Origin of the sequence: Burkholderia mayonis (assembly GCF_001523745.2) — a bacterium.
Classification (GTDB): domain Bacteria; phylum Pseudomonadota; class Gammaproteobacteria; order Burkholderiales; family Burkholderiaceae; genus Burkholderia; species Burkholderia mayonis.
On the sequence record NZ_CP013386.1, the window covers coordinates 1,816,039 to 1,841,718 of the forward strand.

21 protein-coding genes, 2 pseudogenes and 1 riboswitch are annotated in these 25,680 nt (G+C 71.0%); of the genes and pseudogenes, 13 read left to right on the forward strand and 10 right to left on the reverse strand.

Translation table 11 applies throughout. The annotated features are described in order from the left end of the window. The first annotated feature begins 22 nt into the window (after positions 1 to 22). The 6 genes and pseudogenes from cobN to WS70_RS09010 all read left to right on the forward strand — a co-directional run. Positions 23 to 4,039 carry a cobaltochelatase subunit CobN gene (gene cobN, locus WS70_RS08985; RefSeq protein ID WP_059597030.1) on the forward strand — a complete coding sequence of 1,339 codons (4,017 nt, stop codon included), beginning with the start codon at positions 23 to 25 and terminating at the stop codon, positions 4,037 to 4,039. Between the two features lie 69 nt (positions 4,040 to 4,108). After that, a complete protein-coding gene (locus tag WS70_RS08990; protein ID WP_059470082.1) occupies positions 4,109 to 5,335 on the forward strand; it encodes a magnesium chelatase ATPase subunit I in 1,227 nt (408 codons plus the stop codon). Positions 5,336 to 5,406: 71 nt separating this feature from the next. Continuing rightward, positions 5,407 to 6,030: a vWA domain-containing protein gene (locus tag WS70_RS08995; RefSeq protein WP_059597029.1), complete on the forward strand. Its 624-nt coding sequence runs from the start codon at positions 5,407 to 5,409 to the stop codon at positions 6,028 to 6,030. A 115-nt stretch (positions 6,031 to 6,145) separates the two neighbouring features. Then, positions 6,146 to 6,832, forward strand: coding sequence for an alpha/beta hydrolase (locus tag WS70_RS09000; protein WP_059470163.1), 687 nt, complete (start codon positions 6,146 to 6,148; stop codon positions 6,830 to 6,832). Between the two features lie 273 nt (positions 6,833 to 7,105). After that, positions 7,106 to 7,276: pseudogene (locus tag WS70_RS09005) on the forward strand (acyl-CoA dehydrogenase family protein); the annotation flags it as partial. Between the two features lie 70 nt (positions 7,277 to 7,346). After that, a pseudogene (locus WS70_RS09010) lies at positions 7,347 to 7,567 on the forward strand (helix-turn-helix domain-containing protein); the annotation flags it as partial. Here the strand turns inward: WS70_RS09010 and WS70_RS33580 are convergent. Next, positions 7,528 to 8,256, reverse strand: coding sequence for a VOC family protein (locus WS70_RS33580; RefSeq protein WP_335640713.1), 729 nt, complete (start codon positions 8,254 to 8,256; stop codon positions 7,528 to 7,530). The pseudogene WS70_RS09010 and the gene WS70_RS33580 sit on opposite strands and share 40 nt — an antisense overlap. Before the next feature lie 160 nt (positions 8,257 to 8,416). Beyond that, a complete protein-coding gene (locus WS70_RS09020; RefSeq protein ID WP_059597027.1) occupies positions 8,417 to 9,778 on the reverse strand; it encodes a T2SS-translocated chitinase in 1,362 nt (453 codons plus the stop codon). Here WS70_RS09020 and WS70_RS31425 point away from each other — a divergent pair. After that, on the forward strand, positions 9,765 to 9,980 hold the full coding sequence (locus tag WS70_RS31425) for a hypothetical protein (protein WP_082722216.1): 216 nt from the start codon (positions 9,765 to 9,767) through the stop codon (positions 9,978 to 9,980). The genes WS70_RS09020 and WS70_RS31425 overlap by 14 nt on opposite strands. A gap of 142 nt (positions 9,981 to 10,122) precedes the next feature. On the opposite strand, the gene cobJ is transcribed toward WS70_RS31425, so the two are convergent. The 4 genes from cobJ to cobG are packed head-to-tail and all read right to left on the reverse strand — an operon-like array spanning position 10,123 to position 14,699. Beyond that, on the reverse strand, positions 10,123 to 11,937 hold the full coding sequence (cobJ, locus tag WS70_RS09025) for a precorrin-3B C(17)-methyltransferase (protein WP_059597026.1): 1,815 nt from the start codon (positions 11,935 to 11,937) through the stop codon (positions 10,123 to 10,125). Beyond that, positions 11,934 to 12,668 (reverse strand): precorrin-2 C(20)-methyltransferase, encoded by a 735-nt coding sequence (locus WS70_RS09030; RefSeq protein ID WP_059470076.1) that lies wholly within the window; start codon positions 12,666 to 12,668, stop codon positions 11,934 to 11,936. The genes cobJ and WS70_RS09030 overlap by 4 nt, the downstream gene beginning before the upstream one ends. Further along, positions 12,665 to 13,291, reverse strand: a complete 627-nt coding sequence (locus WS70_RS09035; protein ID WP_059597025.1) for a precorrin-8X methylmutase — start codon at positions 13,289 to 13,291, stop codon at positions 12,665 to 12,667. The genes WS70_RS09030 and WS70_RS09035 overlap by 4 nt, the downstream gene beginning before the upstream one ends. Further along, entirely contained in the window at positions 13,284 to 14,699 is a 1,416-nt protein-coding gene (gene cobG, locus WS70_RS09040; protein ID WP_059470074.1) for a precorrin-3B synthase, read from the reverse strand. Before cobG ends, WS70_RS09035 begins: the two co-directional genes overlap by 8 nt. 107 nt (positions 14,700 to 14,806) lie before the next feature. Further along, a riboswitch (cobalamin riboswitch) is annotated at positions 14,807 to 15,014 on the reverse strand. 87 nt (positions 15,015 to 15,101) lie between these two features. Here cobG and WS70_RS09045 point away from each other — a divergent pair. From WS70_RS09045 to cobM, 4 genes are all read left to right on the forward strand, one after another. Beyond that, complete coding sequence (locus tag WS70_RS09045) at positions 15,102 to 16,355, forward strand: bifunctional cobalt-precorrin-7 (C(5))-methyltransferase/cobalt-precorrin-6B (C(15))-methyltransferase (RefSeq protein ID WP_059597024.1); 1,254 nt, start codon at positions 15,102 to 15,104, stop codon at positions 16,353 to 16,355. Continuing rightward, positions 16,352 to 17,446: a cobalt-precorrin-5B (C(1))-methyltransferase gene (locus WS70_RS09050; RefSeq protein ID WP_059597023.1), complete on the forward strand. Its 1,095-nt coding sequence runs from the start codon at positions 16,352 to 16,354 to the stop codon at positions 17,444 to 17,446. The genes WS70_RS09045 and WS70_RS09050 overlap by 4 nt, the downstream gene beginning before the upstream one ends. After that, complete coding sequence (locus tag WS70_RS09055; RefSeq protein ID WP_059597022.1) at positions 17,443 to 18,177, forward strand: cobalt-precorrin-6A reductase; 735 nt, start codon at positions 17,443 to 17,445, stop codon at positions 18,175 to 18,177. The genes WS70_RS09050 and WS70_RS09055 overlap by 4 nt, the downstream gene beginning before the upstream one ends. A gap of 329 nt (positions 18,178 to 18,506) precedes the next feature. Beyond that, on the forward strand, positions 18,507 to 19,232 hold the full coding sequence (cobM, locus tag WS70_RS09065) for a precorrin-4 C(11)-methyltransferase (protein WP_059597020.1): 726 nt from the start codon (positions 18,507 to 18,509) through the stop codon (positions 19,230 to 19,232). 301 nt (positions 19,233 to 19,533) lie between these two features. On the opposite strand, the gene WS70_RS09075 is transcribed toward cobM, so the two are convergent. From WS70_RS09075 to WS70_RS09085, 3 genes are all read right to left on the reverse strand, one after another. Then, positions 19,534 to 21,099, reverse strand: a complete 1,566-nt coding sequence (locus WS70_RS09075) for a glycoside hydrolase family 10-like protein (protein WP_059597018.1) — start codon at positions 21,097 to 21,099, stop codon at positions 19,534 to 19,536. A gap of 315 nt (positions 21,100 to 21,414) precedes the next feature. After that, entirely contained in the window at positions 21,415 to 22,119 is a 705-nt protein-coding gene (locus WS70_RS09080) for a glutathione S-transferase N-terminal domain-containing protein (protein ID WP_059470067.1), read from the reverse strand. 171 nt (positions 22,120 to 22,290) lie between these two features. Further along, complete coding sequence (locus WS70_RS09085; protein WP_059470066.1) at positions 22,291 to 23,211, reverse strand: LysR family transcriptional regulator; 921 nt, start codon at positions 23,209 to 23,211, stop codon at positions 22,291 to 22,293. A gap of 95 nt (positions 23,212 to 23,306) precedes the next feature. Here WS70_RS09085 and WS70_RS09090 point away from each other — a divergent pair, with 95 nt between their 5' ends. Together WS70_RS09090 and WS70_RS09095 are read left to right on the forward strand one after the other, a co-directional pair. Then, entirely contained in the window at positions 23,307 to 23,756 is a 450-nt protein-coding gene (locus WS70_RS09090) for a GlcG/HbpS family heme-binding protein (RefSeq protein ID WP_059470065.1), read from the forward strand. After that, positions 23,753 to 24,547 (forward strand): SDR family oxidoreductase, encoded by a 795-nt coding sequence (locus tag WS70_RS09095; protein WP_059470064.1) that lies wholly within the window; start codon positions 23,753 to 23,755, stop codon positions 24,545 to 24,547. The genes WS70_RS09090 and WS70_RS09095 overlap by 4 nt, the downstream gene beginning before the upstream one ends. 136 nt (positions 24,548 to 24,683) lie before the next feature. Here WS70_RS09095 and arcC read toward each other — a convergent pair whose 3' ends face one another. Next, complete coding sequence (arcC, locus tag WS70_RS09100; protein ID WP_059597017.1) at positions 24,684 to 25,622, reverse strand: carbamate kinase; 939 nt, start codon at positions 25,620 to 25,622, stop codon at positions 24,684 to 24,686. Positions 25,623 to 25,680 lie beyond the last annotated feature (58 nt).

A 25,680-nucleotide genomic window follows, 5' to 3' on the forward strand; every position in this document is an offset into this window, starting at 1 on the left:
TTGCGAAAGGCGGCATAGAGCGATGCATCTGTTGCGCACGACGCCGGGCGGCTTCGTCGACGATACGGCGGGCGTCGTCCGCATCGACCAGCGTCCGGCCGACATCGTCATCCTGAGCTCGGCCGACACGACGCTGTCGCTGCTCGCGAGCGTCGTGCCGACGTTGGGCGACGGCTTTCCGAGCGTGCGGCTCGCGAACGTGACGTTCCTGCGGCAGCCGGCGTCGGTCGATTTCTACGTCGACGACGTGCTGCGCCACGCGCGCGTCGTCGTGATCGACCATCTCGGCGGCGAGGCGTACTGGCCGTACGGGATCGAGCAGGCGATCGCGCTCGCGGATCGCGCGGGCCAAAGGCTCGCGATGTTCTCGGGCGACTTGCAGGAAGATCCGAACCTGATCGCGAAGAGCACCGTCGCGCCCGGGCTGTGCCGGCTTTGGTGGCGCTATCTGCGCGAGGGCGGGCCCGCGAACGCCGAAGGGCTGCTGCGCAGCATCGCGCATCACGCGCTCGGCGTCGGCGACGAGCCCGAGCCGCCGCGTCCGCTGCCCGCCGCCGCGCTCTATCATCCGGCGCACGCGAGCCCGAGTCTCGACGACTGGCGCGCGCGCTGGCGCGAGAACGCGAGCGTCGTCGCGATCCTGTTCTACAAGGCGCACTGGCAGGCCGCGAACACCGCGGTGTTCGACGCGCTCGCCGACGCGCTCGCGCGCGTCGGGCTCAATGCGCTGCCGATCGCGGTGACGTCGCTCAAGGACGCGATGAGCCGCGCGGTCGTCGACACGCTGTGCGCCGATGCGAATGTCGCCCTCGTGCTGAACACGACCGCGTTCGCCGCGGGCGCGCCGGGCGCTTGCGAGCCGGAGGTGCTCGCGGGCGACGCGCCGGTGCTGCAGGTGATTCTGTCGGGCGGCAACCGCGACGCCTGGCTCGCCGATCCGCACGGCCTCAACGCGCGCGACATCGCGATGCACGTCGCGCTGCCGGAAGTCGACGGCCGGATCGTCACGCGCGCGGTGAGCTTCAAGGGGCTCGCGTACCGCTGCCCGCACACCGAGGTCGACGTCGTCCGCTACCAGCCGGACGACGAGCGGATCGCGTTCGTCGCCGAGCTGAGCCGCCGCTGGTGCCGGCTGCGCACGCTCGACAATGCCGAGAAGCGCGTCGCGCTCGTGCTCGCGAACTATCCGGCGAGCGAAGGGCGGATCGGCAACGGCGTCGGGCTCGATACGCCGGCGTCGGCGCTCGCGGTGCTCGCGATGCTGCGCGACGCGGGCTATCGCGTGGCCGAGCTGCCCGAAGACGGCGACGCGCTGCTCGCGAGGATCAGCGAAGGCGTGACGAACGATCCGTCGACGCGCGCGCTGCGTCCGGCGTTCCAGAGCTATCCGCTCGACGATTATCTGCGCCGCTTCGCGCGATTGCCGGACGCGGTGCGCAGCGCGCTGAACGAGCGCTGGGGGCCGCCCGAAGCGGACCCGACGCTGCGGCAGCGGCGCTTTACGATCGCCGGCTGGCGTGCGGGCCAGGTGTTCGTCGGCGTGCAGCCGTCGCGCTCGCGCGGCGGCGACGACTACGCGAACTATCACGACGCCGATCTCGTGCCGCCGCACGCGTATCTCGCGTTCTACTTCTGGCTGCGCGACGCATTCGGCATCGACGCGATCGTCCACGTCGGCAAGCACGGCAATCTCGAATGGCTGCCGGGCAAGAGCGTCGCGCTGTCGGACGCGTGCTGGCCGGACCTGATCCTCGGGCCGATGCCGCACCTGTACCCGTTCATCGTCAACGATCCGGGCGAGGGCAGCCAGGCGAAGCGGCGCGCACAGGCGGTGATCGTCGACCACCTGATGCCGCCCCTCACGCGCGCCGAAAACTACGGGCCGCTGCAGGACCTCGAGCGGCAGGTCGACGAATACTACGACGCGCTGATGGTCGACGCGCGGCGCGCGAAGGTGCTGCGCGAGACGATCCTCGCGACGATCGTCGAGCACCGGCTGCACGAGGAGCTGAGCATCGCGCGGCCCGACGGCCGCGACGCCGAGGATGCGCTGCTCACGCGCGTCGACGCGTGGCTCTGCGAGCTGAAGGAGGCGCAGATCCGCGACGGGCTGCACACGTTCGGCAGCTCGCCGCGCGGCCGGCAGCGGCGCGACACGCTCGTCGCGCTCGCGCGCTTTCCGGCGGGCGACGGACGCGGCGGGCACGCGGGGCTGATCGGCGCGCTCGCGCGCGATCTCGCGCTCGGCGACGATTTCGATCCGCTCGCGTCCGACTGGGCCGCGCCGTGGACGGGGCCGCGGCCCGACGCGCTCTGCGCGGTCAGCGACGCGCCGTGGCGGCATGCGGGCGACACGCGCGAGCGGCTCGAGCTGCTCGCGGGCCGATTGATCGAGCAGGTGTGCGGGGAAGGCGGCGACGGCGCATTGCCCGATCACGCGGCGGAGCGCCCGACGGCGGCAGACGGCGAAGCGCCGACAAGCGTCGAATCGCGCGCCGAGCCGTGGCCGTCCGCACACGCGGCACATGACGGTTTCACCGGAAGCCTCGCGTGTGCCGCGTGTGTCCCACGCGACACGGCACGCGAAGCGGAGACGCCAAAGGATGCGTCGCGGCCGAACGCATCGGACTGCGTCGATCCTGCATCCGTCGCCGCGCACTGGCCGCACGCACACGCGGTGCTCGAGCGCATCGCGCGCGACGTGCTGCCGCGCCTCGACGCGTGCGGCGACGAAGAGCTGCGCCAATTGCGGCGCGGCCTCGAAGGCCGCTTCGTGCCGCCGGGGCCGAGCGGCTCGCCGTCGCGCGGCCGGCCGGATGTGCTGCCGACGGGCCGCAACTTCTATTCGGTCGACACGCGCGCGGTGCCGACGCAGGCCGCGTGGACGATCGGCCTCAAATCGGCGCAGCAGTTGATCGAGCGCCATCTGCAGGAGCACGGCGACTACCCGCGCGCGGTCGGCCTGTCGGTCTGGGGGACGGCGACGATGCGCACGGGCGGCGACGACGTCGCGCAAGCGCTCGCGCTCCTCGGCGTGCGGCCGAAATGGGCGCCCGGCAGCCACCGCGTGACCGATTTCGAGATCCTGCCGATCGAGATCTTCGACCGGCCGCGGATCGACGTGACGCTGCGCGTGTCGGGCTTCTTCCGCGACGCGTTCGCGAACGTGATGCATCTGTTCGACGCGGCAGTGCAGGCGGTCGCCGAGCTCGACGAGCCCGAGCACCTGAATCCCGTCCGCGCGCGCGTGCGGCGCGAGACGGACGCACTCGTCGCGCGCGGCGTGCCCGCCGGCGAAGCGCGCCGGCGCGCGGGCTGGCGCGTGTTCGGCGCACGGCCGGGCGGCTACGGCGCGGGGCTGCAGGCGCTGATCGACGGCCGCCACTGGCAGACCGACGCCGATCTCGCGGATGCGTACCGGACCTGGGGCGGCTACGCGTACGCGCAGAACAGCGCGGGCGAAGCCGCGCACGACGCGTTCGGCGCGCGCCTCGCGACGATCAACGCCGTCGTGCAGAACCAGGACAACCGCGAGCACGACATCCTCGATTCGAACGACTACTACCAGTTCCACGGCGGCATGGCGGCCGCGGTCCGCCATGCGTCGGGCCGGCAGCCGAGTCTTTATCACGGCGACCACAGCAACCCGGCCGCGCCACGGATGAACACGCTGCGCGAGGAGATCGCGCGCGTGATCCGCTCGCGGGTCGTCAATCCGAAATGGATCGACGGCGTGAAGCGGCACGGCTACAAGGGGGCGGCGGAGATCGCGGCGACCGTCGACTATCTGTACGGCTACGACGCGACCGCGCGCGTGATCGCCGATCACCAATATGCGCTCGTCGCCGACGCGTACCTGCACGACTCCGACACCCGCGCGTTCCTCGAGCGGCACAATCCGCACGCGCTGCACGGGATCTGCGAGCGGCTCGTCGAGGCGATGCAGCGCGGCTTGTGGCAGGAGCCGGGCGCGCACCGCGACGCGATCGAAGGCTATCTGCTCGCGAGCGAACAGCGTCTCGAAGGGGCGCGGCGATGAGCGACCGGGCGATAACCGAACGCCGCGCATGACGCAAGCGATGCCACTTTCATCTCCATCGGAAGCCACGTGAACAAAACGAACGAAGCGCACACGCCGAGCGGCGCCGCATCCGACGCCCGCGCGCTGCCGGCCGCGTATCCATTTGCCGCGCTGATCGGCCAGGACGCACTGCAACGCGCGCTGCTGCTCGTTGCCGTCGATCCGGGCCTGGGCGGCGTGCTCGTCAGCGGCCCGCGCGGCACCGCGAAGTCGACTGCCGCGCGCGCGCTCGCCGAACTGCTGCCCGAAGGGCGCTTCGTCACGCTGCCGCTGTCGGCGACCGACGAGCAGGTGACGGGCTCGCTCGATCTCGCGAGCGCGCTCGCCGACAACGCCGTGCGCTTCTCGCCCGGCCTCATCGCGCGCGCGCATCTCGGCGTGCTGTACGTCGACGAGATCAACCTGCTGCCGGACGCGCTCGTCGACGCGCTGCTCGACGCGGCCGCAAGCGGCGTCAACACCGTCGAGCGCGACGGCATCTCGCACAGCCACGCGGCGCGCTTCGCGCTCGTCGGCACGATGAATCCGGAGGAGGGCGAGCTGCGGCCGCAACTGCTCGACCGCTTCGGATTGATGGTCGAGCTCGCGAACTGCTACGACGCGGCGACGCGGCAACGGATCGTCAAGGCGCGGCTCGCGTTCGATCTCGACCCGCATGCGTTCCGCGCGCAGTATCGCGACGCGCAGGCGGCGCTCGTCGCGCAAATTCGCACGGCGCGCGCCGCGCTGCCGGCGCTCGCGTTCGACGACGCCGCACACGCGCGCGTCTCCGCGCTTTGCATCGGCGCGCAAGTCGACGGCTTGCGCGGCGACCTCGTGATGCTGCGCGCGGCGCGGGCGCTGGCGGCGCTCGAAGGGGCGACGATCGTCGATGCGGCGCACGTCGAGCGCGTCGCCGCCGACGCGCTGCGCCATCGGCGCACGCGGCCCGATGCCGAGGCGGGCGCGCAGGCCGGGCGGCGCGAGTCCGCGCACGCCGGCGAAAACGACGGCGCGATCGATTCGGCGCGGCTCGACGCCGCGGCTGACGCTCACGCCGACGACATGCGGCGCGCAAGCGGGGCCGGTTCGCCGCGCGAGCGATCGCCCGCGGCATCCGGCACGGCGCGGCACGCAGCCGGCAATCGCGACGCGGCGCACGAAAGCGGCCGCCCCCCGCAGACTGACGACAGCGACTGGGGCTATCTGCCGCCCGAGCCTGCTGGCATGACGCCCGTCAAACGCGTGATTCCGCTGCCGCTAAAAAAACGCTGAGCCATCGGACGGATGCCGCCGCTGCCGCCGCGAACGCGCCGGACAGCGGACTTCGATGGCTCGAACGAGGCATGCGCGCGGACGACGCGAGCGACGCTCGGGGCCGACCCGGTACGCGCGTCGCTTGGCGAGCGACGCTCGCGGCGAAGCGCGGCGGCGCACTGCGCGCCGATCATCTGCGCTACCGGCCGCAGACCGGTGCGCCCGGCGCGCTGCATTGCTTCGTGCTCGACTGCTCGGCGTCGATGCTGACGGCCGGGCGGCTCGCACGCGCGAAGGGGCTTGTCGTCGCGCGCTTCGATCGCATCGCGCGCGAGCGCGCCGATGCGGCGCTCGTCTGCTTCGGCGGCGGCTCGGCCGACGTGCGCTTCGGTCCGGCCGTGCCGCGCTGGTGGAACGAGCGCTGGCTCGCGCCCGTCGGCGGAGGCGGCGGCACGCCGCTCGCGCATGGAATCGACGCCGCGGCGCGGCTGCTCGCGCGCGCGGCGCGCCGGCGCCCGCAGCAGCAGCGCTGGGTATGGCTGCTGTCGGACGGGCGCACGGCCGAAGCGCCCGCGCGGCCGGCGCTCGCCGACCGGATCGTCGTCGTCGACTTCGACGACGCGGCCGTGAGGCTCGGTCGCTGCGAGCGGCTCGCGCACGCGTGGGGCGCGACGCTCGTCACGCCCGACGAGCTCGCGTGCGGGGTCGCGTGACGCTCGGGCGATCGCGGCGCCGGCCGTCCATACCGCGCACGGCAGTCGATTGCCGCAGCGATATGCGATCATCGACGCGCTTTTTCCCATCCATTTCATCTCGCGGAGCCTCAGCATGCTCGACGACCAGCCGACGATCGAAATCGAAACCGGCCCCAACCCCGCGTTCGCGGTGATCCTGATGCACGGCCTCGGCGCCGACGCGAACGACTTCGTGCCGCTCGTCCCCGAGCTGCGGATCGCGAACGACCCGGCCGTGCGCTTCGTGTTCCCGAACGCGCCCGAGATCGCGGTCACCGCGAACAACGGCTGCGTGATGCGCGCATGGTACGACATCCTGTCGTTCGAGGGTGTGAACCGGCAGGTCGACGAAGCGGGGATCGCCGCATCGTGCGCGACCGTGCGCCGCCTGATCGACGAACAGAACCGGCGCGGCATTCCGACGTCACGAATCTTCGTCGCGGGCTTCTCGCAGGGCGGCGCGATGACCTACACGGCGGGGCTCACGCATCGGGACGCGCTCGCGGGCCTGATCGTGCTGTCCGGCTACGTTCCGTCGCCGCGCTTCATCGACGAGCGGCTCGCCGATGCAAATCGCGCGACGCCGATCTTCGCCGCGCACGGCACCGACGACGACATCCTGCCGATTGCGCTCGGCGAGGCCGCGCGCGACTTTGCGCGCGAGAAGGGCGCGAGCGTCGACTGGCACGCGTATCCGATGCCGCATTCGGTGTGCATCGAAGAGATCGACGCGTTGCGCCAATGGCTGCACGCGCGGATCGCGGCGTTGCACGCGGCGTAAACGCTCCTTTTCCGCTGCGAAGCATGTGCGGCAGCAAGCGGCATGACACGGCCGTCGACGTCATGCAACTGTCGCCGACGTTTGGCGCGGCGACGCGTGTCGCCGCGCGACGCATCGCGTCGGCGGCCGGCGTTTGCGAGGTCGGGCTCGGGCGAATCGCCAAACGTCCGGCGCAACAGCAAGATCGCGAGCAAGCCGCCGGAGCTCGCACAGCCGAGCGCGTCGATGACATTCGACGCGCCGCGCTCCTGCGCGAGACGTTCGAGCTCGAGCGCGCGTCAGGCCGCGATGGCGACCCTCGGCGGCATGTGTCAAGCGAAGGGGTACCGCGTCGAGTGCCATCTGCGCGAATGCGTGATTCCGCGGGGCGCGCCCGTCAGTCCGCAGATGATCCTGCGCTTCATCGCGGAGAAAGTGCTCGGCGGCCTGCCGAAGCCGTATTGACATCGAATGCCGCCGCCGCGCGCCGATGCGGTGCGCCGACGCGCGCGGCCGACCATTTTTTCTGCCTGATATGGACGTCAAGCTCGTTTCCCGCACGCTCGATCTGTTCGAGGTGTTCGCCGCCGCGAGGCGCCCGCTGTCGCTGACCAAACTCGCGCAGCGGCTCGACGCGCCGCGATGTCGAGCTGCCTCGCGCTAGCGCGCACGCTCGTCAATCGCGGCCATCTGTGCGAAGTGCGCGGCGGCGGCTATTATTCGGCGCCGCGTCCCGCGCAGATCGCGGCCGCGCTCGGCGGCGGCCGCCGGCATGCGGCATTTCCGTTGGCCCGACGATCAGGCGGATTTGGACTCGGCGAATGCCACAGGACGCCGGACGGATCGTATACGTACGCGACCCGAAGCCCCCAGGGCTGCACCTTCGGCGCGATCGGCGCTTTTACCGCGTAGGTATCGTCGAGTTTCAGCGACACGATGTGTTGCCACCAGATGTCGAGATCGGTGACGACGATCTGCAGCATGGTATTTTCCGCCCAGTTGACTTCGTAATAGTTCTGCAACAGGATGCTGTGCGATCCGAAGGTCAGGACGGCGGCATCCTGACTGTCGTTCGACAACGTGAACCCGAGGTCGAGATAAAAGCGTTTGCTCAGTTCGAAGTCCCGGGCGGCAATGAACGGGCGCATCGCGGCAATCGTGGCGGAAAGCTCGGACAAGATAGACTCCAGTGGGTTGAGTAAAGCCGGTGCCGCGGCAGGAATGGGGTTGGGATGATCCGTGTTTTTCGGCGAGCATCTCCTCCGCGACGGCGGACAACCGTGCGATTTCCGCGCTGAGCCGCATGCGCGCGTTTTTTCATGCGCTGTCATGTTGGCGATCGTGTGCGAAAGCCTTGGCATGAGAGGGCATCGCTCAGCCGACAAGGAACGGGGCTTGGGGGATGCCGGTGAATTCTCGCCATGCGATGCGGTCCGCGCGCGCATCGAACGTCTTACGCGTCACATCGCACATCGGTCACGCGAATCCGCGTCGAAATCCTGCCCGGCGACGCGCATCGCCAGGCAGGCGGGACTGGCCCGCACGAGCGCCGATCCCGCGCGACGGCCGGCTACCGCGCGTCGCTGCGCGGCCCGGCCGCCGCCGTCAGGCCTTCGCCCACGGTCCGCCCGCGCTCGGCGTGTCGCCCTGCGTCCACCATTTCGCACAGTACTTCGCGCCCTGGTACATCACGCACGCGCCGGCCGGATACGCGGTCGTCGACGACCACGCCGGCGCATTGCCGCCGACTGGCTTCCACACCGACGACTGGCCCGGAATGTCGCCTTGCGTCCACCATTGCGCCTGATAGGTCGTGCCCTGGTACGTGACCGTCGCGCCCGCCGTGTAGACCTGCGTCGCCGACCACGGCGCGCCCGGCTGCGGCTTGCCGCCGCCGTCCGAGCCGCCGCCGTAGTTCGGGTCCTGCGTCACGCCCGAGCCCCACTGGCCGCCCAGCTGCTTGAAGATCGACGAGAACGCGTACGGCTGCTGCGCGACGCCCGAGCAGATCGGAGATGCGTACTGCGAGCCGCCGTCGCACGCCTTGTCGCGCGTGATCGACCAGATGCCGACGAAGCCGTAGTTGTTGTTCGCAGCCGTTGTCTGCACGCTCTGCGCGTTCGCGAGCGTGAACGTTTCGCCTTGCACGTCGTTCACGCCGATCATCGGCGTGACGCCGACGAGCTGCTTGAGCTGCGCGTCGGTCTGCGGCTTGCCGACCGACTTGTACGCGGTGTCGAGCTGCGAATAGAGTCCCTGCGCGGCGCTGATCGCGGCCGCGCCCATGTCGATGCCGGCGGGGCCGTAATCCATCGTCATGATGTTCACCGCGTCGAGCGTCACGTTGTTCGCGAGCGCCGCGTTCAGCACGTTCAGGCCGTCCTGAACCAGACCCGTCGGCATGGCCGGCAGTGTCAGCGTCACGTGCAGCGGCTTGCCCTTCGCCGCGTAGTCGGCCTGCAGTTGCGCGACCGCCTGGAAGTTGCGCGTGACGGCCGCCGAATCCTGTTGCGACGCGCCTTCGATGTCGAAGTCGACATGCGTGAGGCTGTACGTGTCGATCACGGTTTGATACGCGCCCTTCAGCGCGGCCACGCTCGAGCACGCCTGCATCAGCGGCAGCCCGGCCGCGCCGCCGAACGACACCGCGACGTCGCCGCCTTTCGCGCGATAGTTCGTCACCGACGTCTCGATCGTGTTGAGCAGATCGCCCGTCGCGCCGTTGCCGATCGGCTGCACGCCGCCCCACGACGGCGCGCACTGGTTGCCGCCCGACACGACGAACGCGAGCATGAATTGCTGAATGCCTTGCTGCACGCCGATCTGATCGACGAGCGGCGTCGGATAGAGCGTCACGTCGACGTACGGCGCGTAGGCGCCAGCCGCCTGCGACGCGCCTGCCGCCGCCAACAGACAGCCCGCCGCGATCGCGCGCGGGACGAAGCGGGACAACATGCTGAAGTTCATTGTTCTCTCCATGTTGATGGGTGGATATGCTGGCCTGCATATCACCGTTGCGTCGCCGCGCTCGATGGGCGGTCGACGTTTCGGCGTTCACATCATGGAGGAATCGCTCGCATTATGGAATCGTGAGTCGTTCTTTTTATTATTCGGATTCAAGGTTCGATGCGTGATTCGATTTGCGATCCGAAACGATCGCGCGCATTGATCGCAAGGATGCGCTCGCAGCGCGAGACGCGTGCGGCTCACGCACGGTCCGGCGTGCGAAGCGAAACGCGAGGCGCGGCGCATTGCACGTCGCGCATCGCTTCGTTTCGCTTCGTTTCGCTTCGTTTCGCTTCGCTTCGAGATCAGCGATACCAGCGCGGTGTGTATACCCATTCGCGCGCGCCGTCGCGAACGACGCGGCGTGTCGTCGACGAGCCGACGATCACCATCGTGCGCATGTCGACCTGCTGCGCGAACAGCGCGCCGAGCGTCGTCGTGACGAGCGCAGCGCCGGGGCGGCCGATGTCGCGGCCGAGCACGACGATCGTGTCCGGCGTGCGGTGCCGGCGCACGACGTCGAGCGCGCGATCGAACTGCACGGGCCGCGCGCGCGACACCGGGTTGTAGAACGCGAGCGCGAGATCGGCGGCGGCTGCGTGATCGATGCGCTTTTCGATGATCGCCCACGGCTTCAGGTTGTCGGACAGCGAGATCATGCAGAAGTCGTGGCCGAGCGGCGCGCCCGCTTCGGCGGCCGTCGCGAGCGCGGCCGACACGCCGGGCACGACGTCGAGCTCGACGGCCGCCCAGCGCGCGTCGTCGGCGCCGTCGAGCGCTTCGAGCACGGCCGCCGCCATCGCGAACACGCCGGGATCGCCCGACGACACGACCGCGACGCGCCGGCCTTGCGCCGCGAGCTCGAACGCGTGACGCGCGCGCTGCAATTCTTCGCGATTGTCGGAGACGTGCAGCGCTTGGTCCGCGCGGAACGGGCCCGCCATGTTCACGTAGGTCGCGTAGCCGACAATGTCGGTCGCGCCGGCGAGCGCCGCGCGCGCGGCAGGCGTCATCAGGTCGGCGCGGCCGGGACCGAGGCCGAGCACCGTCAGGCGGCCGCGCGTCGCGCCGAGCGTGACGGGATCGACGGGCGAATCGGAAACGGCGATCGCGAGATCGTGCGGCGTCGCCTCCGCGTGCTTCGTGCCGACGCGCCGCGCGAGCGTGGCGGGGATCGCGGCGTCGAGCACGCCGGACGCGTCATGTGCGTCGGTATCGACGAAACGCAGCGGCACGCGCAGCGCGCGCGCCGCTTCGGTCAGCGCGTGATCGGCGATGCGACGCGCCGGCGCGACGACGGCCGCGAGCGCGAGCGGCGCGAGATCGTGCGCGGCGAGCCGGGCGGCGATGCGTGCGGCGAGCGGCGGCAGGTTCGGTGTGGCGCCGCTTCCGCTTGCGTTCGCGGCGTCATTCGAGTTCCGGCTCGCGATTGCATCGTGATCCGAAGCATTCCGCGCGCGATCGTCGACGCGATCTTCATCGCCGAACGCAATGACGACGCTTCGCGGATGAATCAGTAATGCGTGCGCATCGCCGCGCGACGCGTAAGGCGTGACGCGGATCGCGCGCGCCGCGTGCGCGTCGCGCGGCAGCGCGACGTCGTCGAGCCACCGTGCATTGCCTTCGATCCGCGTGCTTTCGCCCGCAAGCAGATCGGACACGAAGCGCTTGCCCGCGTCGAGATCGGCGAGCGCGTAGCCCTCGGGCGGATTCAGCACGCATGCGCCGAAGCGCAGCTCGCCGCTCGTCGTGATCGCGGCCGTGACGCCGAGCGCATCGGCGATTTCGCGCGCGAGCACGTTCGCGCCCGCGAGCCCGCCCAACAGCGGCACGACCGCGCTGCCGTCCTCGGCGACCGCGAGCACCGGCGGCTCCGCGCCCTTGTCGGCGAGGCACGGCGCGACGCAACGGATCACGATGCCGGCCGCGAAGAGCGCGACGATCGGCGCGCCGCGCGCGTACAGCTCGCGCAGATGCGGGCCGAGTTCGGTGAACGAAACATCCGCATCGGCGCGACCCGCGAGCGCATGCACGTGCGCGCCGTCGTAGCGCGCCTGGATCCGGCGCGCGGTTGCGAGCGCGCCGGGCCCGAGTATCACGATCGAGGGCGCGGTCGTCATCCTTGCCATTTTTCCCCCGGCACGACGAGCAACGAAAAATACGGCGACGCCATCGGATCGACTTCCGCGAGCGGCACGATTCGCTGCGCCTGCATCGTCGCGCGCTCGATGTAGTGCGCGCGGTGCGCGAGCCCGAGCTCGTCGAGCACGCGGCGCACCTTGTCGAAGTTGCGGCCGAGCTTCATCACGACGGCCGCATCGGCCTTCGCGAGACGCGCGCGCAGCTCGTCCTCGGGCAGCACGCCGGACAGCACCGAGAGGCTCTGATTCCGGTAGACGAGCGGCACGCCGAGCACCGCCGCGCCGCCCAGCATCGAGCACACGCCCGGCACGACTTGCGCGTCGTAGCGCGGCGCGAGCCGGTCGTGCAGGTACATGTACGAGCCGTAGAAGAACGGATCGCCTTCGCAGATCACCGCGACGTCGCGGCCCGCGTCGAGATGTGCGGCGACGTGTTCGGCGGCCGTGTCGTAGAAGTCCGCGATCACGGCTTCGTAGCAGAGCGGCGGCGGCAGCGCTTCGGTCGTCACCGGGTAGACGAGCGGCATGTGCGTCTGCGCGTCGCTCAGATGCGCTTCGACGATGCTGAACGCGTTGCCTTTCTTGCCCTTCGCGACGAAATACGCGACGACGGGCGCCGCCTGCAGCACGCGCAGCGCCTTCAGCGTCAGGAGCTCGGGGTCGCCCGGCCCGACGCCGAGCCCGTAGAGGCGGCCGGTCTTGCGCGTCATTCGGCCTCCGAAGCGAGCGCGTTGACGGCGGCGGCGGCCATCGCGCTGCCGCCGCGGCGGCCGGCGATCGCGACGAACGGCACGCCGCGGCTGTCGGCCGCGAGGAGCGCCTTCGATTCGGCCGCGCCGACGAAGCCGACCGGAAAGCCGAGGATCAGCGCGGGGCGGGGCGCGCCCGCGTCGATCATGTCGAGCAGATGGAAGAGCGCGGTCGGCGCGTTGCCGATCGCGACGACGCTGCCCGCGAGGTGCGGACGCCACAGCTCGAGCGCCGCCGCCGAGCGCGTATTGCCGATCTCGCGCGCGAGCTGCGGCACGTCGGGCTCGCCGAGCGTGCAGAGCACGGGGTTCGCGGCGGGCAGCCGCGCGCGCGTGACGCCTTCGGCGACCATCCGTGCGTCACAGAGGATCGGCGCGCCGGCTTTCAGCGCCGCGCGGCCCGCCGCGCCCGCGCCCTCGGAAAACCGCAGGTCGCGAACGATGTCGACCATCCCGCACGCATGGATCACGCGCACAGCGAGTTTTTCGAGGTCGGGCGGCACGTTCGTCAGATCGGCTTCCGCACGGATCGTCGCGAACGATTCGCGGTAGATCGCGTCGCCGTCGCGAAGGTAGTCAAGCATCAATGTCATCCTGAATGGGCCGCGTGTCGCGCGAGAGCGCGGCGGCGGCCTGGTCGATCGTCAGTTGGCGCGCGACGGCGTGGCCGAAGCCCGTCGCGCCGTCGCGCCGATAGAGGTCGTAGCGGCCCGCCGCGGTCGCGACGAGCGTGTGCGCGGCCGCGTGCGGCAATGCGCACGAGCGCGCGCAGCCGCTCAAGTGCACGTCGATGGGCGCGGCAAGCTGCGCGGCGAGCGCGCGCGCGTCGGCTTTCGTGTCGGCGGGCGAACGTGCGCAGCCCGTCGAGCCCGCGCATGCGACGACGTGCGCGAGCGGCGCCGACGCATCGCACACGAAGCCGAGCGCAGCGACGCGCGCGAGGACATCGCGCGCGGCATCGCGCGCGACGCCCGGCAGCATCACGCCTTGCCAAGGCGTGATCCGCAGCGTGCCGTCGCCGTGCGTATCGGCGAGCGCGGCGAGCGCTTCGAGCGTCGCGGCGTCGAGCCGGCCGAGCGGCGGCTGCGCGCCGACGACGCAGCGCGCCGGGTCCCGCTCGGGCCGGATGCCGAAACGCAGCGCCGTATCGCCGCGCGCGCGCCGCCAGCCGGCGAGATCCGCGCCGCGCCGCAGTGCGAACGGCAGCCGTGCTTCGGCATGCGAAAGGAATGCATCGGGCGTGCATGTCGCGAGCAGATCGCGCATGCGCGTCGCGCCGGCCGGCGCGCGCTCGACGAAACTCGTCACGAGCGCGCGCACGCATTCGACCGCCTGCGCCGGCGCGACGGCCGCGAGCGCGCCGGCATGCGGCGCGGCCGGCTCGCCCTCGACGGGCGGGCAGCCGGCCAGGCCGATCGCGAGCCACGTGTCGCCTCGCGCGTCGCGCAGCGCGGACAGCCAGATGTCGTGCGGATGATCGAGCGCGGCGAGCCGCTCGCCGCCGTCGAGCAGCACGGAGAATTTCGGCGACAGCGCGGCGCAGCATGGCTCCGTCTGCAGCATGTCGAGGAGGCGGGCCGCGAGCGCGGCGCCGTCGACGAGCGCGTGCGGATCGCGGCCGGCCGTCGGGCTCAGCATCAGGTTGCGCACGTCGTCGCGCGCGGCGACGCATGCGTCGAGCGACGCCGCCGGCAAGCCTTCCGTCAGCGGTCCGAGCCCCGCATCGATCAGGGCGCGGCTGACGTGCGCCTCGCTGCCGGCCGTCACGCCGCGCAATTGCAGGTTCGCGCGATTGGTCGCTTCGATCACGCCCGAGCCGAACGCACGCGCGACGGCCGCGACCGCGCGCGCCTGCGCGGCGGCGAGCGCGCCGCCCGGCAGCTTGATCCGGCACAGGCCGCCGTCGCGCGCGGCGACGATGCGCACGAGCCCCGGGCACGCGCTCGCGGCGCGGGCGGCGTCGGATGAAAAAACGGCGGCGGAAGGATTCAACGGCGCTCCGGATCAGGCGTCGCGCGACGGCCCGAGCCGGCCGTTCCGCGCGAATGCGCGCGAGCGGCGAGCTACGGCATCGGTACACCCCGCCCGATGTTGGCTGGCACGAACGAAACGTCCCGGCAGGTCTCCTGGCTGGCAGGTCGTCATCCGCAGCGGGCCTTCCCGGCGGCCGCGAGTGGGCGGCGTGGCCAGTGGCGTGGATCGGATGCGGACTCGCTACTCACAGTTGCGGGGGCAGCCGCAGCGGCGCGGCGCGCCCTGCGTTCCCTCTTGGGCCCCGTGGGGCGCCGGTCGACGGACGCTGTATTATGCCTTTTTTCGCCACGCCAGAGCGCAGGATGCGCGGCGCGCAGGCGACGCTTTCAGGATCGACGGGAACACGATGGAGTACGACGGATGACCGCGTGGTTGACGGTGGTGGGCATCGGCGACGACGGATACGCGGGCCTCGGCAAGCGCGCGCGGCGCGCGCTCGCCGAGGCGGCGGTGGTGATGGGCGGCGAGCGTCACCTCGCGATGCTGCCGGCGCGGCACGGGGCCGAGCGCGCACCGTGGCCGAAGCCGTTCGATCTCGCGCCGCTTCTCGCGCGCCGTCCCGCGCGCGCGTGCGTGCTCGCGAGCGGCGACCCGATGCTGTTCGGCATCGGCGCGACGCTCGCACGCACGCTCGCGCCGCACGAATGGCGCGTGCTGCCCGCGCCGTCGTCGCTGTCGCTCGCGGCCGCGCGCATCGGCTGGGCGCTGCAGGACGTCGACGCGGTGTCGCTCGTCGGCCGGCCGCTCGCGTCGCTCCACCGGCATCTGTATCCGGGCCGGCGTCTGCTCGTGCTGAGCGCCGACGGCGCGACGCCTGCCGCGATCGCGGGCGCGCTGGTCGCACGCGGCTTCGGGCCGAGCGCGCTCAGCGTGTTCGAGCATCTCGGCGGCCGGCTCGAGCGGCGCATCGACGCGCGCGCGCACGCGTGGGGCGACGCGCGCACGGCGGCGCTCAATCTCGTCGCGATCGAATGCCGCGCGTGCGTCGATGCGCCGCGTCTCGCGCTCACGCCCGGCTTGCCCGACGACGCGTACCGCCACGACGGGCAGTTGACGAAACGCGATCTGCGCGCGCTCGCGCTCGCGCGGCTCGCGCCCGCGCCGGGCGAATTGCTGTGGGACGTCGGCGCGGGCTCCGGGTCGATCGGCATCGAATGGATGCGCGCGCATCCGAGCTGCAAGACGATCGCGATCGAAGCGCATCCGGACCGGCAGCGCTTCATCGAGCACAACCGCGACGCGCTCGGCGTGCCCGCGCTCGAGCTCGTCGCGGGCCGCGCGCCCGACGCGCTCGCGGGCCTGCCCGCGCCCGACGCGGTGTTCGTCGGCGGCGGCGTGAGCCGCGACGGCATGCTCGACGCATGCTGGGCGGGCCTGAAGCCGGGCGGCCGCTTCGTCGCGCACGCGGTCACGCTGCAAGGCGAAGCCGCGCTCGTTGCGTGGCGCGAGCGGCATGGCGGCACGCTCACGCGCGTGTCGGTCGCGCACGCGCAGCCGCTCGGCGGTTTCGACGCGTGGCGGCAGGCGCTGCCCGTCACGCTGTACGACGCGCGCAAGCCGCGCGAGCCGGACGAGCCGGACGAGCCGGACGATAGGCAGCCGGAGTGCGGATGATGCGCGACGAAACGCCTGAGCAGCCGGCGCCGCTGCGCTTCGGCTACACGACGGGCAGCTGCGCGACCGCGACGTCGCTCGCGGCCGCGCGCCTGCTGCTGAGCGGGCAGGCGAGCGACATGGTCGAGATCGTGCTGCCGAAGGGACAGCACGTCGCGATGCGGCTCGAGTTCTGCCGCGCGACCGACGGCGATGGCGCCGAGGCGGGCACGATCAAGGACGCGGGCGACGATCCCGACGTCACGCACGGCGCGCTCGTGTTCGCGCGCGTGCGGCTCGTTCATGAACCGGGCGTGCGTTTTTGCGCGGGGCCGGGCGTCGGCACGGTCACGCGGGCTGGGCTCACGATCCCGGTCGGCGAGCCGGCGATCAACCCGGTGCCGCGCCGGATGATGACTGAGCACCTCGTCGCGCTCGCGGCCGAGCATGGCTACGCGGGCGGCTTCGACGTAGAGATCGGCGTCGAGGGCGGCGAAGCGCTCGCACTGAAGACGATGAATCCGCGTCTCGGGATCGTCGGCGGATTGTCGATCCTCGGCACGACGGGCATCGTGCGGCCGTTCTCGTGCTCCGCGTACATCGCGTCGATTCATCAGGGGATCGACGTCGCGCGCGCGAACGGTGTGCAGCACATCGCCGCGTGCACCGGCAACGCGAGCGAGGACGCGGTGCGCGCGCGCTATGGCCTTCCCGACATCGCGCTGATCGAAATGGGCGACTTCGCGGGCGCGGTGCTCAAGTACCTGCGCCGCGCGCCCGTCGCGCGGCTCACGCTGTGCGGCGGCTTCGGCAAGCTGAGCAAGCTCGCGGCGGGCCATCTCGATCTGCACAGCCGCCATTCGAACATCGACTTGCCGCTGCTCGCCGAGTGGGCGGGCGAAGCCGGCGCGAGCGCCGTGCTGCAGTACGAGATCCGCGCGGCGAACACGAGCCAGCAAGCGCTGGCGCTGGCGCTCGCGCACCGCGTGCCGCTCGGCGACGTTGTCTGCGCGCACGTGCGTCGCGTGGCGCGCGACATCGTGCCGAACGAGGTCGAGGTCGAGGCGCTCGCGATCGACCGCGGGGGCCGCATCGTCGGCGTCGCGCCATGAACGCGCGCCGCGTGCTGCTGCTTGGCGGCACGGGCGACGCGCTGCGCGTCGCGCACACGCTCGCGCCGAGCGACGTATACAGCCTTGCAGGACTCGGCAAGGTGCCGGACGATCTCGCATGCGGCGTGCGCGTCGGCGGCTTCGGCGGCGCCGACGGGCTCGCACGCTATCTGCGCGAGCACGCGATCGCGCTCGTCGTCGACGCGACGCATCCGTTCGCCGCGCGGATCAGCGCGAACGCGGCCGCCGCGTGCCGCGCGGCCGGCGTGCGCTACTGGGCGCTGCGCCGCACGCCATGGCGGCCGCAGCCGGGCGACGACTGGCGCGGCGTCGCCGATTGGAACGGCGTCGCCGCCGCGATCGCGCCGTTCGCGCGGCCGCTTTTCACGCTCGGGCGCGAGCCGCTCGCGCATCTCGACGACATCCCGCCGCATCAGCACTGGATCGTGCGGTGCCTCGACGCGCATCCGGGCAACGCACGCGCGCACGTGCTCGCCGCACGCGGGCCGTTTACGGCCGACGGCGAGCGCGCGCTTTTCGCGACAGCCGGAATCGACGTCGTCGTCAGCAAGAACAGCGGCGGCGCGGCGACGGAAGCGAAGCTCGACGTCGCGCGCGAGCGTCGCATTCCGGTCGTGATGGTCGAGCGGCCGGCGCTGCCCGATGCGGATCGTGCCTTCGGCGACACGGCCGCGCTCGCCGACGCGCTGTGCGCGTTTCGCGCGTCGTGATGAATCGCGTGTGCGACGCGCGTGCGCCGGCGCCGCATGCCGGATCGGCAACCGGGCGCGAGCGACCACGCGCCGCGCGCTTCACGCGCCGCGACGAATCGCGTGTTCGGCGCGGCCGTATCGGCGCGCGACGCCGGGACGACGACCGGACGCGAACGGCCTCGCGCCGCGGGCCGATCCGTAGCACGCGCCGCGATGCGCACCGATGCCGCCGCGTCCGGCGAATGCGCATGGCGTTGCGCGCGAAATCCGATGCGCTCGCCGCCGCGCACGACGCACGACGCGCCCATCGCATCCTCGAAACGAATCATCGAATGACGGAGCATTGAATGACGGTGTACTTCATCGGCGCGGGTCCGGGCGACCCCGAGCTGATCACGGTGAAGGGCCAGCGCCTCGTGCGCAGCTGCCCGGTGATCCTGTACGCGGGCTCGCTCGTGCCGGCCGCGGTGCTCGACGGCCATCGCGCCGAACAGGTCGTGAACACGGCGGAGCTCGATCTCGACGCGATCGTCGCGCTGCTCGCGCACGCGCACGCGAAAGGGCAGGACGTCGCGCGCGTGCATTCCGGCGACCCGTCGCTGTACGGCGCGATCGGCGAGCAGATCCGCCGGCTCGTCGCACTCGGGATTCCTTACGAGATCGTGCCCGGCGTGACCGCGGCGGCCGCGTGCGCGGCGGCGCTCGGCGTCGAGCTGACGCTGCCGGGCGTCGCGCAGACCGTGATCCTCACGCGCTACGCGGGCAAGACGACGATGCCCGAAGGCGAGACGCTGACGAGCCTCGCCGCGCACCGCGCGACGCTCGCGATCCATCTCGGCGTGCGGCATCTCGCGCGGATCGTCGACGATGTGCTGCCGCATTACGGCGCCGATTGCCCGATCGCGGTGATCTACCGCGCGAGCTGGCCCGACGAGGCGCGCGTGACGGGCACGCTCGCCGATATCGTCGACAAGGTCGCCGGCACGTCGATCGAGCGCACCGCGCTGATCCTGATCGGGCGCGTGCTCGACGCGGAGGGCTTCGACGAGTCGACGCTCTACGCGAAAGGGTGAAGGTCGCTTCGGTCGATGCGTGCCGGCGTATGCGTCGATGCGGGTGCGTCGCGGACGCGTGCGAACGGCGAAGGGATTGGAGGTTTCTCCAGCGGCGTGCATGCGCGGGCGGGCGCGTCGATGTCGGTGTCCGACATTCGAGGAGCGTTGGACGGAGCGTCGGCGGAGCGGGGCGATGCGCGGCGCCTTCCGTCGATCCATGCCGCCGCCCGCCTCCGCACTTCACGTCCGACGCGGATGCTCCGCGCCGCTCGCGCCCGCCTGAGCGGCGCTTCGTCGTCGATGCGTCCGAACGGTCGCGTCAGTGCGTCGCCGCAGCCGGCGTGACGATGTCGATCGGCTCGCTTTCGTTCGACAGACGATCGAGCGCGGTGACCGCATAACGGTATTCGCGATCGGCGCGCGCGGTGATGTCGACATAATCGGTTCCCCGAACCGTCGCGAGCAAATGGCGCGCGTCGTGGTCGGCGCACATGTCGTGCCGTCCCGGCTCGTGGCGATAGATCGCGTAGGACGTCGAGCCGTTCGAGCGCGGCTTCCAACGGAGCCGCACGCCGTCGGGCGTCCGCTCCGCGCGGAGATCCTTCGCGGGCGGCGACGAAGACGCGCCGATCGCGCGCATCGCCGGCACGAGCGCGGGACGCGAATACCACGTGCGATTGACGAGCGTCGTCGCGCCGAGACGGTCCGCGCGCACGTCCTTCGCGGAAAAGTAGATGTCGCCCTTCACCTCGGGGACGGTGCGATTGAACGCCAGGTGGTTGCTCAATTCGGCGGGATCCGACCAGCCCGGCGATTGATTCGACGTGCCGACCTTGTACGCCGCCTGCCCGATGTACAGGTGCACGTCGCTGCCGCGCGCCTCGTTCGCCCACCACGACACGACCTTGTCGTAATCGGCGGGCGCGAAGCCTTGCGCCCAGTACACTTGCGGGACGACGTAATCGATCCAGCGCTCGCGCAGCCATCGGCGTGTGTCCGCATACAGGTCGTCGTAGGTCTGCACGGCTGCCGAGGTCTGCGAGCCCTGCGGATCGGTCGCCGCATTGCGCCAGACCGCGAACGGCGAGATGCCGAATTTCACCCACGGCTTCGCGGCCTTGATGCGCCGCGCGAGCGCTTCGACGAGGCGGTCGACGTTGTCGCGCCGCCAGTCGGCGAGCGTCGCGAAGCCCGCGCCGTATTGCGCGTAGGCCGACGCATCGTCGAACGCCGCGCCTTTGACCGGATACGGATAGAAGTAGTCGTCGAGATGAACGCCGTCGACATCGTAGCGGCCGACCGCGTCCATGATCGCGTCGACGACGAACGCGCGCACGGCCGGGACGCCCGGGTTGTAGTACAGCTTGCCGCCGTAGCGGACGACCCAGTCCGGATGCTGGCGGGCCGGGTGCGTGGGAACGAGCGCGTCGATGCGGTCGTCCATCGCGATGCGATACGGATTGAACCACGCATGCAGCTCGAGATTGCGCCGATGCGCTTCGGCCACGGCGAACGCGAGCGGATCGTAGCCGGGGTCGCCGCCTTGCGTGCCCGTCAGATACTTCGACCACGGCTCGAACGGCGACGGCCAGAATGCGTCCGCGGTCGGACGGATCTGCAGGATCACCGCGTTGCGGTTCATACGGACCGCGTCGTCGAGCCACGCGCGCAGCTCGGCCTGCTGATCGGCGACGGCGAGGCCCGGGCGGGACGGCCAGTCGATGTTGATCACCGACGCGATCCACGTGCCGCGGAACTGCCGCTTCGGCATCGTCTCGTCCGGCCGGCACGCGACGTCGGACGCCGCGCCGGCCGGGGCCGCGAATGCGCCGGCGGACAGCACGAGCGCAGCCGCGACGAGATGACGGAGTCGAGTCGACATCATGGGCATTTCCTTGGCCGGTTCGGTTCGAGAGGGGCATGAAGTTCGATAGGGACCGTCACGCACCGGACGAGTTCCGGATCGGACCAGGGGGCGGTGCGCATGGGCGATACGCCGATGTGCGAAGGTTTGCTCGCGAAATGCGGCGCGTGGAGGAAAACGCGCTTCGCAGTGGATTCCGGGATCGCGCCTCGCAAGCGTCAGCTGGCTCGCGATCCGACGACGCGAGAACGTGCCGTCTGACGCGACAAGTTCGCATCGACGCATGTCGCCAGAGTAGTTCACGGAAGTGAGGGACGGATGCAATACGAGACGCGGCTACGACCGCGCGGGAATGTTCAACCCGCGCGCGACCGCGGGCCGCGCGAGAAACGCGTCGAGCGCGCGCGCGACGTTCGGATAGCGGTCGAACTCGACGAGCTCGCGCGCCTCATAGAAACCGATCAGGTTGCGCACCCACGGGAAGGTCGCGATGTCGGCGATCGTATAGGCGTCGCCCATGATCCACTGACGGTCCGCGAGGCGGCCGTCGAGCACCGCGAGCAGGCGCTTCGCCTCGCCGACGTAGCGGTCGCGCGGACGCTTGTCCTCGTACTCGCGGCCCGCGAACTTGTGGAAGAAGCCGAGCTGGCCGAACATCGGCCCGATGCCGCCCATCTGGAACATCAGCCACTGGATCGTCTCGTAGCGGCGCGCGGGATCGGCCGGAATGAACTGACCGGTCTTGTCGGCGAGATAGAGCAGGATCGCGCCCGATTCGAACAGCGCGAGCGGCCGGCCGCCCGGGCCGTGCGGATCGATGATCGCCGGAATCTTGTTGTTCGGGTTCAGCGACAGGAACTCGGGCGACATCTGGTCGTTCGTGTCGAAGCGCACGACGTGCGGCTCGTACGGCAGCCCTGTTTCCTCCAGCAGGATCGACACCTTGACGCCGTTCGGCGTCGGCAGCGAATAGAGCTGGATGCGGTCCGGATGCTGCGCGGGCCATTTCTTCGTGATCGGGAACTCGGAGAGATCGGACATGGATAGGCTCGGTCGTTGAAGCGAGAAGAAAGCGCGACGCGCTCGCCCGCAGGCGCGGGCGGGCGGCGCGGTCCGCACAATGTAGCCGATCCCGCGCATTGTTGCCGGCGGCGGCGCGAAATCGCGCGATTTCGTTCGAGACGTCGCCGGCGGCCGCCGCGCGCGGCGGCGTCAGCGCCGTCCTTCAGCCGCCGCGTGCTCGCGCAGCACCGAGATGAATGCGCGCAGCTTCGGCGGCACGTGCTTGCGGTTCGCGTAGTAGAGCCACATCGGCGGCAGCGTCCGGCACGCGCCCGGCAGCACTTCGCGCAGCGTGCCGCGGCGCAGGTCGTCCTCGATCCGTTCGCGCATGAACACAAACGCGATGCCCGCGCCCGCGCGCGCGGCGTCGATCACCGCGCCCGTGTCGGTGCTGACGAAGCGGCCCGCGACGTCGAGATCGACGTCGCGGCGGCCGTCGCGCAGCGGCCACTTGTGCAGACGGCCGCTCTTCGGGAAGCGGAAACGGACGCACATGTGCCGCGCGAGGTCGGCGACCTTCGCCGGCGTGCCGTGCTGCGCGAGATAGCCGGGCGTCGCGACGAGCGCGCACGCGAGCGCGGGCGCGATCTTCACGCCGACCATCCCGGGCTGCAGCCGGTCGGCGAGGCGTATCCCGGCGTCGAGCCGCTCCTTGACGATGTCGACGAGATGATCCTCGTAGCGAATCTCGACGCCCACTTTCGGGTAGCGGCGGAAGAATTCGGCGAGCACGTCGGCCGTGACGACCGATTTCGCGAGATGCAGCGCGCTGATTCGCAGCAGGCCTTCAGGCTCGTCGTGCGCGTCGTTCAGCGCGTCGCGCGCGTCGACGACCTGCCGGTACGGCAGCGCCGTCGCGTCGTGATAGCGCTGGCCGGCTTCCGTCAGGCTTACGCCGCGCGTGCTGCGGCTGAACAGTTTGACTTTCAGCTCGCTTTCGAGCTGCCCGATCGCGAGGCTCACGGCGGCGGGCGTCAAGCCGAGCGCCGCCGCCGCGCGCGTGAAGTTGCCGTGCGTGACGACGCTGATGAACACATGCAGGCCGCCGAGTGGATCGTGTCGCAGAGTCATTAGAAAAACTTGAAACGTTTGTGAGCGGAATACCGATTCTCTCAGATACCGTCAATCTCTACACTGGCTCGCAGTCGAACCGAAAGGAGCCGCCGATGTCCATCGAACTCACGCTTGAACGCGCGCAGCGCATCGTCGACGCAGGCGTCGCGAACGCCACGCGTCTGCACGCCGCGGGCGTCGCGGTCGCGATCGCCGTCGTCGACGCGGGCGCGCATCTCGTCGCGTTCGCGCGGATGGACGACGCGTTCATCGGCGCGATCGACCTCGCGACGCGCAAGGCGGGCACGTCCGCGCGCTTCCGGGCGCCGAGCGCGTCGCTCGGCGCGCTGTCGGCGGGCGACGGGCCGATCCGGACGATCGAGCACAGCAACGGCGGGCTCGTCACGTTCGGCGGCGGCCTGCCGCTCGTCGACGCGCACGGACGCTGCGTGGGCGCGGTCGGCGTGTCGGGCGGCACGGTCGACGACGACGAAGCCATCGCCCGGGCGTGCATCGACGCTTTCGCAACCCTTCTGAACGTAGGACAAGGAGCAAGGACATGACACAGAAACGCATTCTGGTGACGGGCGCAGGCTCGGGATTCGGCCGCGAAGTCGCGCTGCGGCTTGCCGCGAAGGGCCATCACGTGATCGCGGGCGTGCAGATCGTCCCGCAGATCACCGAGCTGAACGCCGAGGCCGCGCGGCGCGGCGTCGAGCTCGACGCCGCGAAGCTCGACGTCACGTCGGCGCGCGACCGCGCCCAGGCCGCGCATTGGGACGTCGACGTGCTGCTGAACAACGCCGGCGTGGGCGAGGCGGGCGCACTCGTCGATCTGCCCGTCGACATCGTCCGCGAGTTGTTCGAGACCAACGTGTTCGGGCCGCTCGAGCTGACGCAGCAGGTCGCGCGCGGGATGATCGCGCGCGGGCGCGGCAAGATCGTGTTCGTGTCGTCGATCGCCGGGCTCATCACGGGCGCTTACACGGGCGCGTATTGCGCGTCGAAGCACGCAGTCGAAGCGGTCGCCGAGGCGATGCACGCGGAGCTCGCAGCGCACGGAATCCGGATCGCGGTCGTCAATCCCGGGCCGTACAGCACGGGCTTCAACGATCGGATGATGGAGACGCCGCGCCGCTGGCTCGATCCGTCGCACGACTTGGCGACGCCCGCGAAGCTCACGTTCCCGTTCGAGCAGTTCGATCCGGAGGAGATGATCGAGAAGATGGTCGAAGTAACCGAAAGCGACGACGGGCTGTTCCGGAACCTGCTGCCCGCCGCGTTCGAGCAGTTCGTGCGCGACGAGCAGACGCACGCGTGGACGCGCCGCCAGAACGACGACGGTCAGGCGTGAGCGCCCGGCGGGCGGGGCCGGCGCCGGGCGGCGCGGGCCCCGCCCGCCGCCGATGGTGCGCGGCTTTCTGCACGCCATGAAGGCAATCGCTTCGGCGGGCGAGCGGCTCGCCCGCCGGCGCTCGCGCCGGCTTCCGTTACTGCGGCTTCCGGTAGCGGATGCCGTCCACCTTCGTGCTGACGCGCGTGCCGGCCCGGCCTTCGGCGATCGCGACGATGTCCGCCAGCGAGCCGATCACCGCGTCGCGCCCCGTCTGTCTCGCGAATTCCATCGCCGCCTGCACCTTCGGCCCCATCGAGCCGGCGGCGAAGCCGAGCCGTTCGAGCGCGTCCGGATGCGCGGCCGCGATCGCCGACTGCGTCGGCTTGCCCCAGTCGACGTACGCGCCGTCGACGTCGGTCGCGATCACGAGCAGGTCCGCATGCAGCTCGCGCGCAAGCAACGACGCGCACAGATCCTTGTCGATCACCGCTTCGACGCCCGCGAGCTTGCCGCTCGCTTCGTAGCGCGTCGGGATGCCGCCGCCGCCCGCGCAGATCACGATCGTGCCTTTCTCGAGCAGCCACTTGATCGGACGGATCTCGAAGATGCGCCGCGGCCGCGGGCTCGGCACGACGCGGCGGAACCTGTCGCCGTCGGGCGCGATGCGCCAGCCTTTTTCCCGCGCGAGCCGCTCGGCTTCGTCGCGCGAATAGATGGGGCCGATCGGCTTCGTCGGATGCTCGAACGCCGGATCGGCCGGATCGACCTCGACTTGCGTCAGGAGCGTCGCGAACGGCGCGTCGGGCGGCAGCAGATTGCCCATCTCCTGCTCGATCAGATAGCCGATCATCCCTTCCGTCTGCGCGCCGAGCACGTCGAGCGGATAGGGCGCGACTTCGGGGTAGGCCGCGCCCTGCAGCGCGAGGAGCCCGACCTGCGGCCCGTTGCCGTGCGCGATCACGAGCTCGTTGCCGGGCGCGATCTGCGCGATCTGCGCGACCGCGATCTTCACGTTTTGCCGCTGCTGGGCCTCGGTCATCGGCTGATTGCGCTGCAAGAGCGCGTTGCCGCCCAATGCGATGACGATACGCATCGTGTTTCTCCTTGAAAGTGCGGACGGCGCGGCCTCGGGCGCCGTCCTGTTGCGCGCC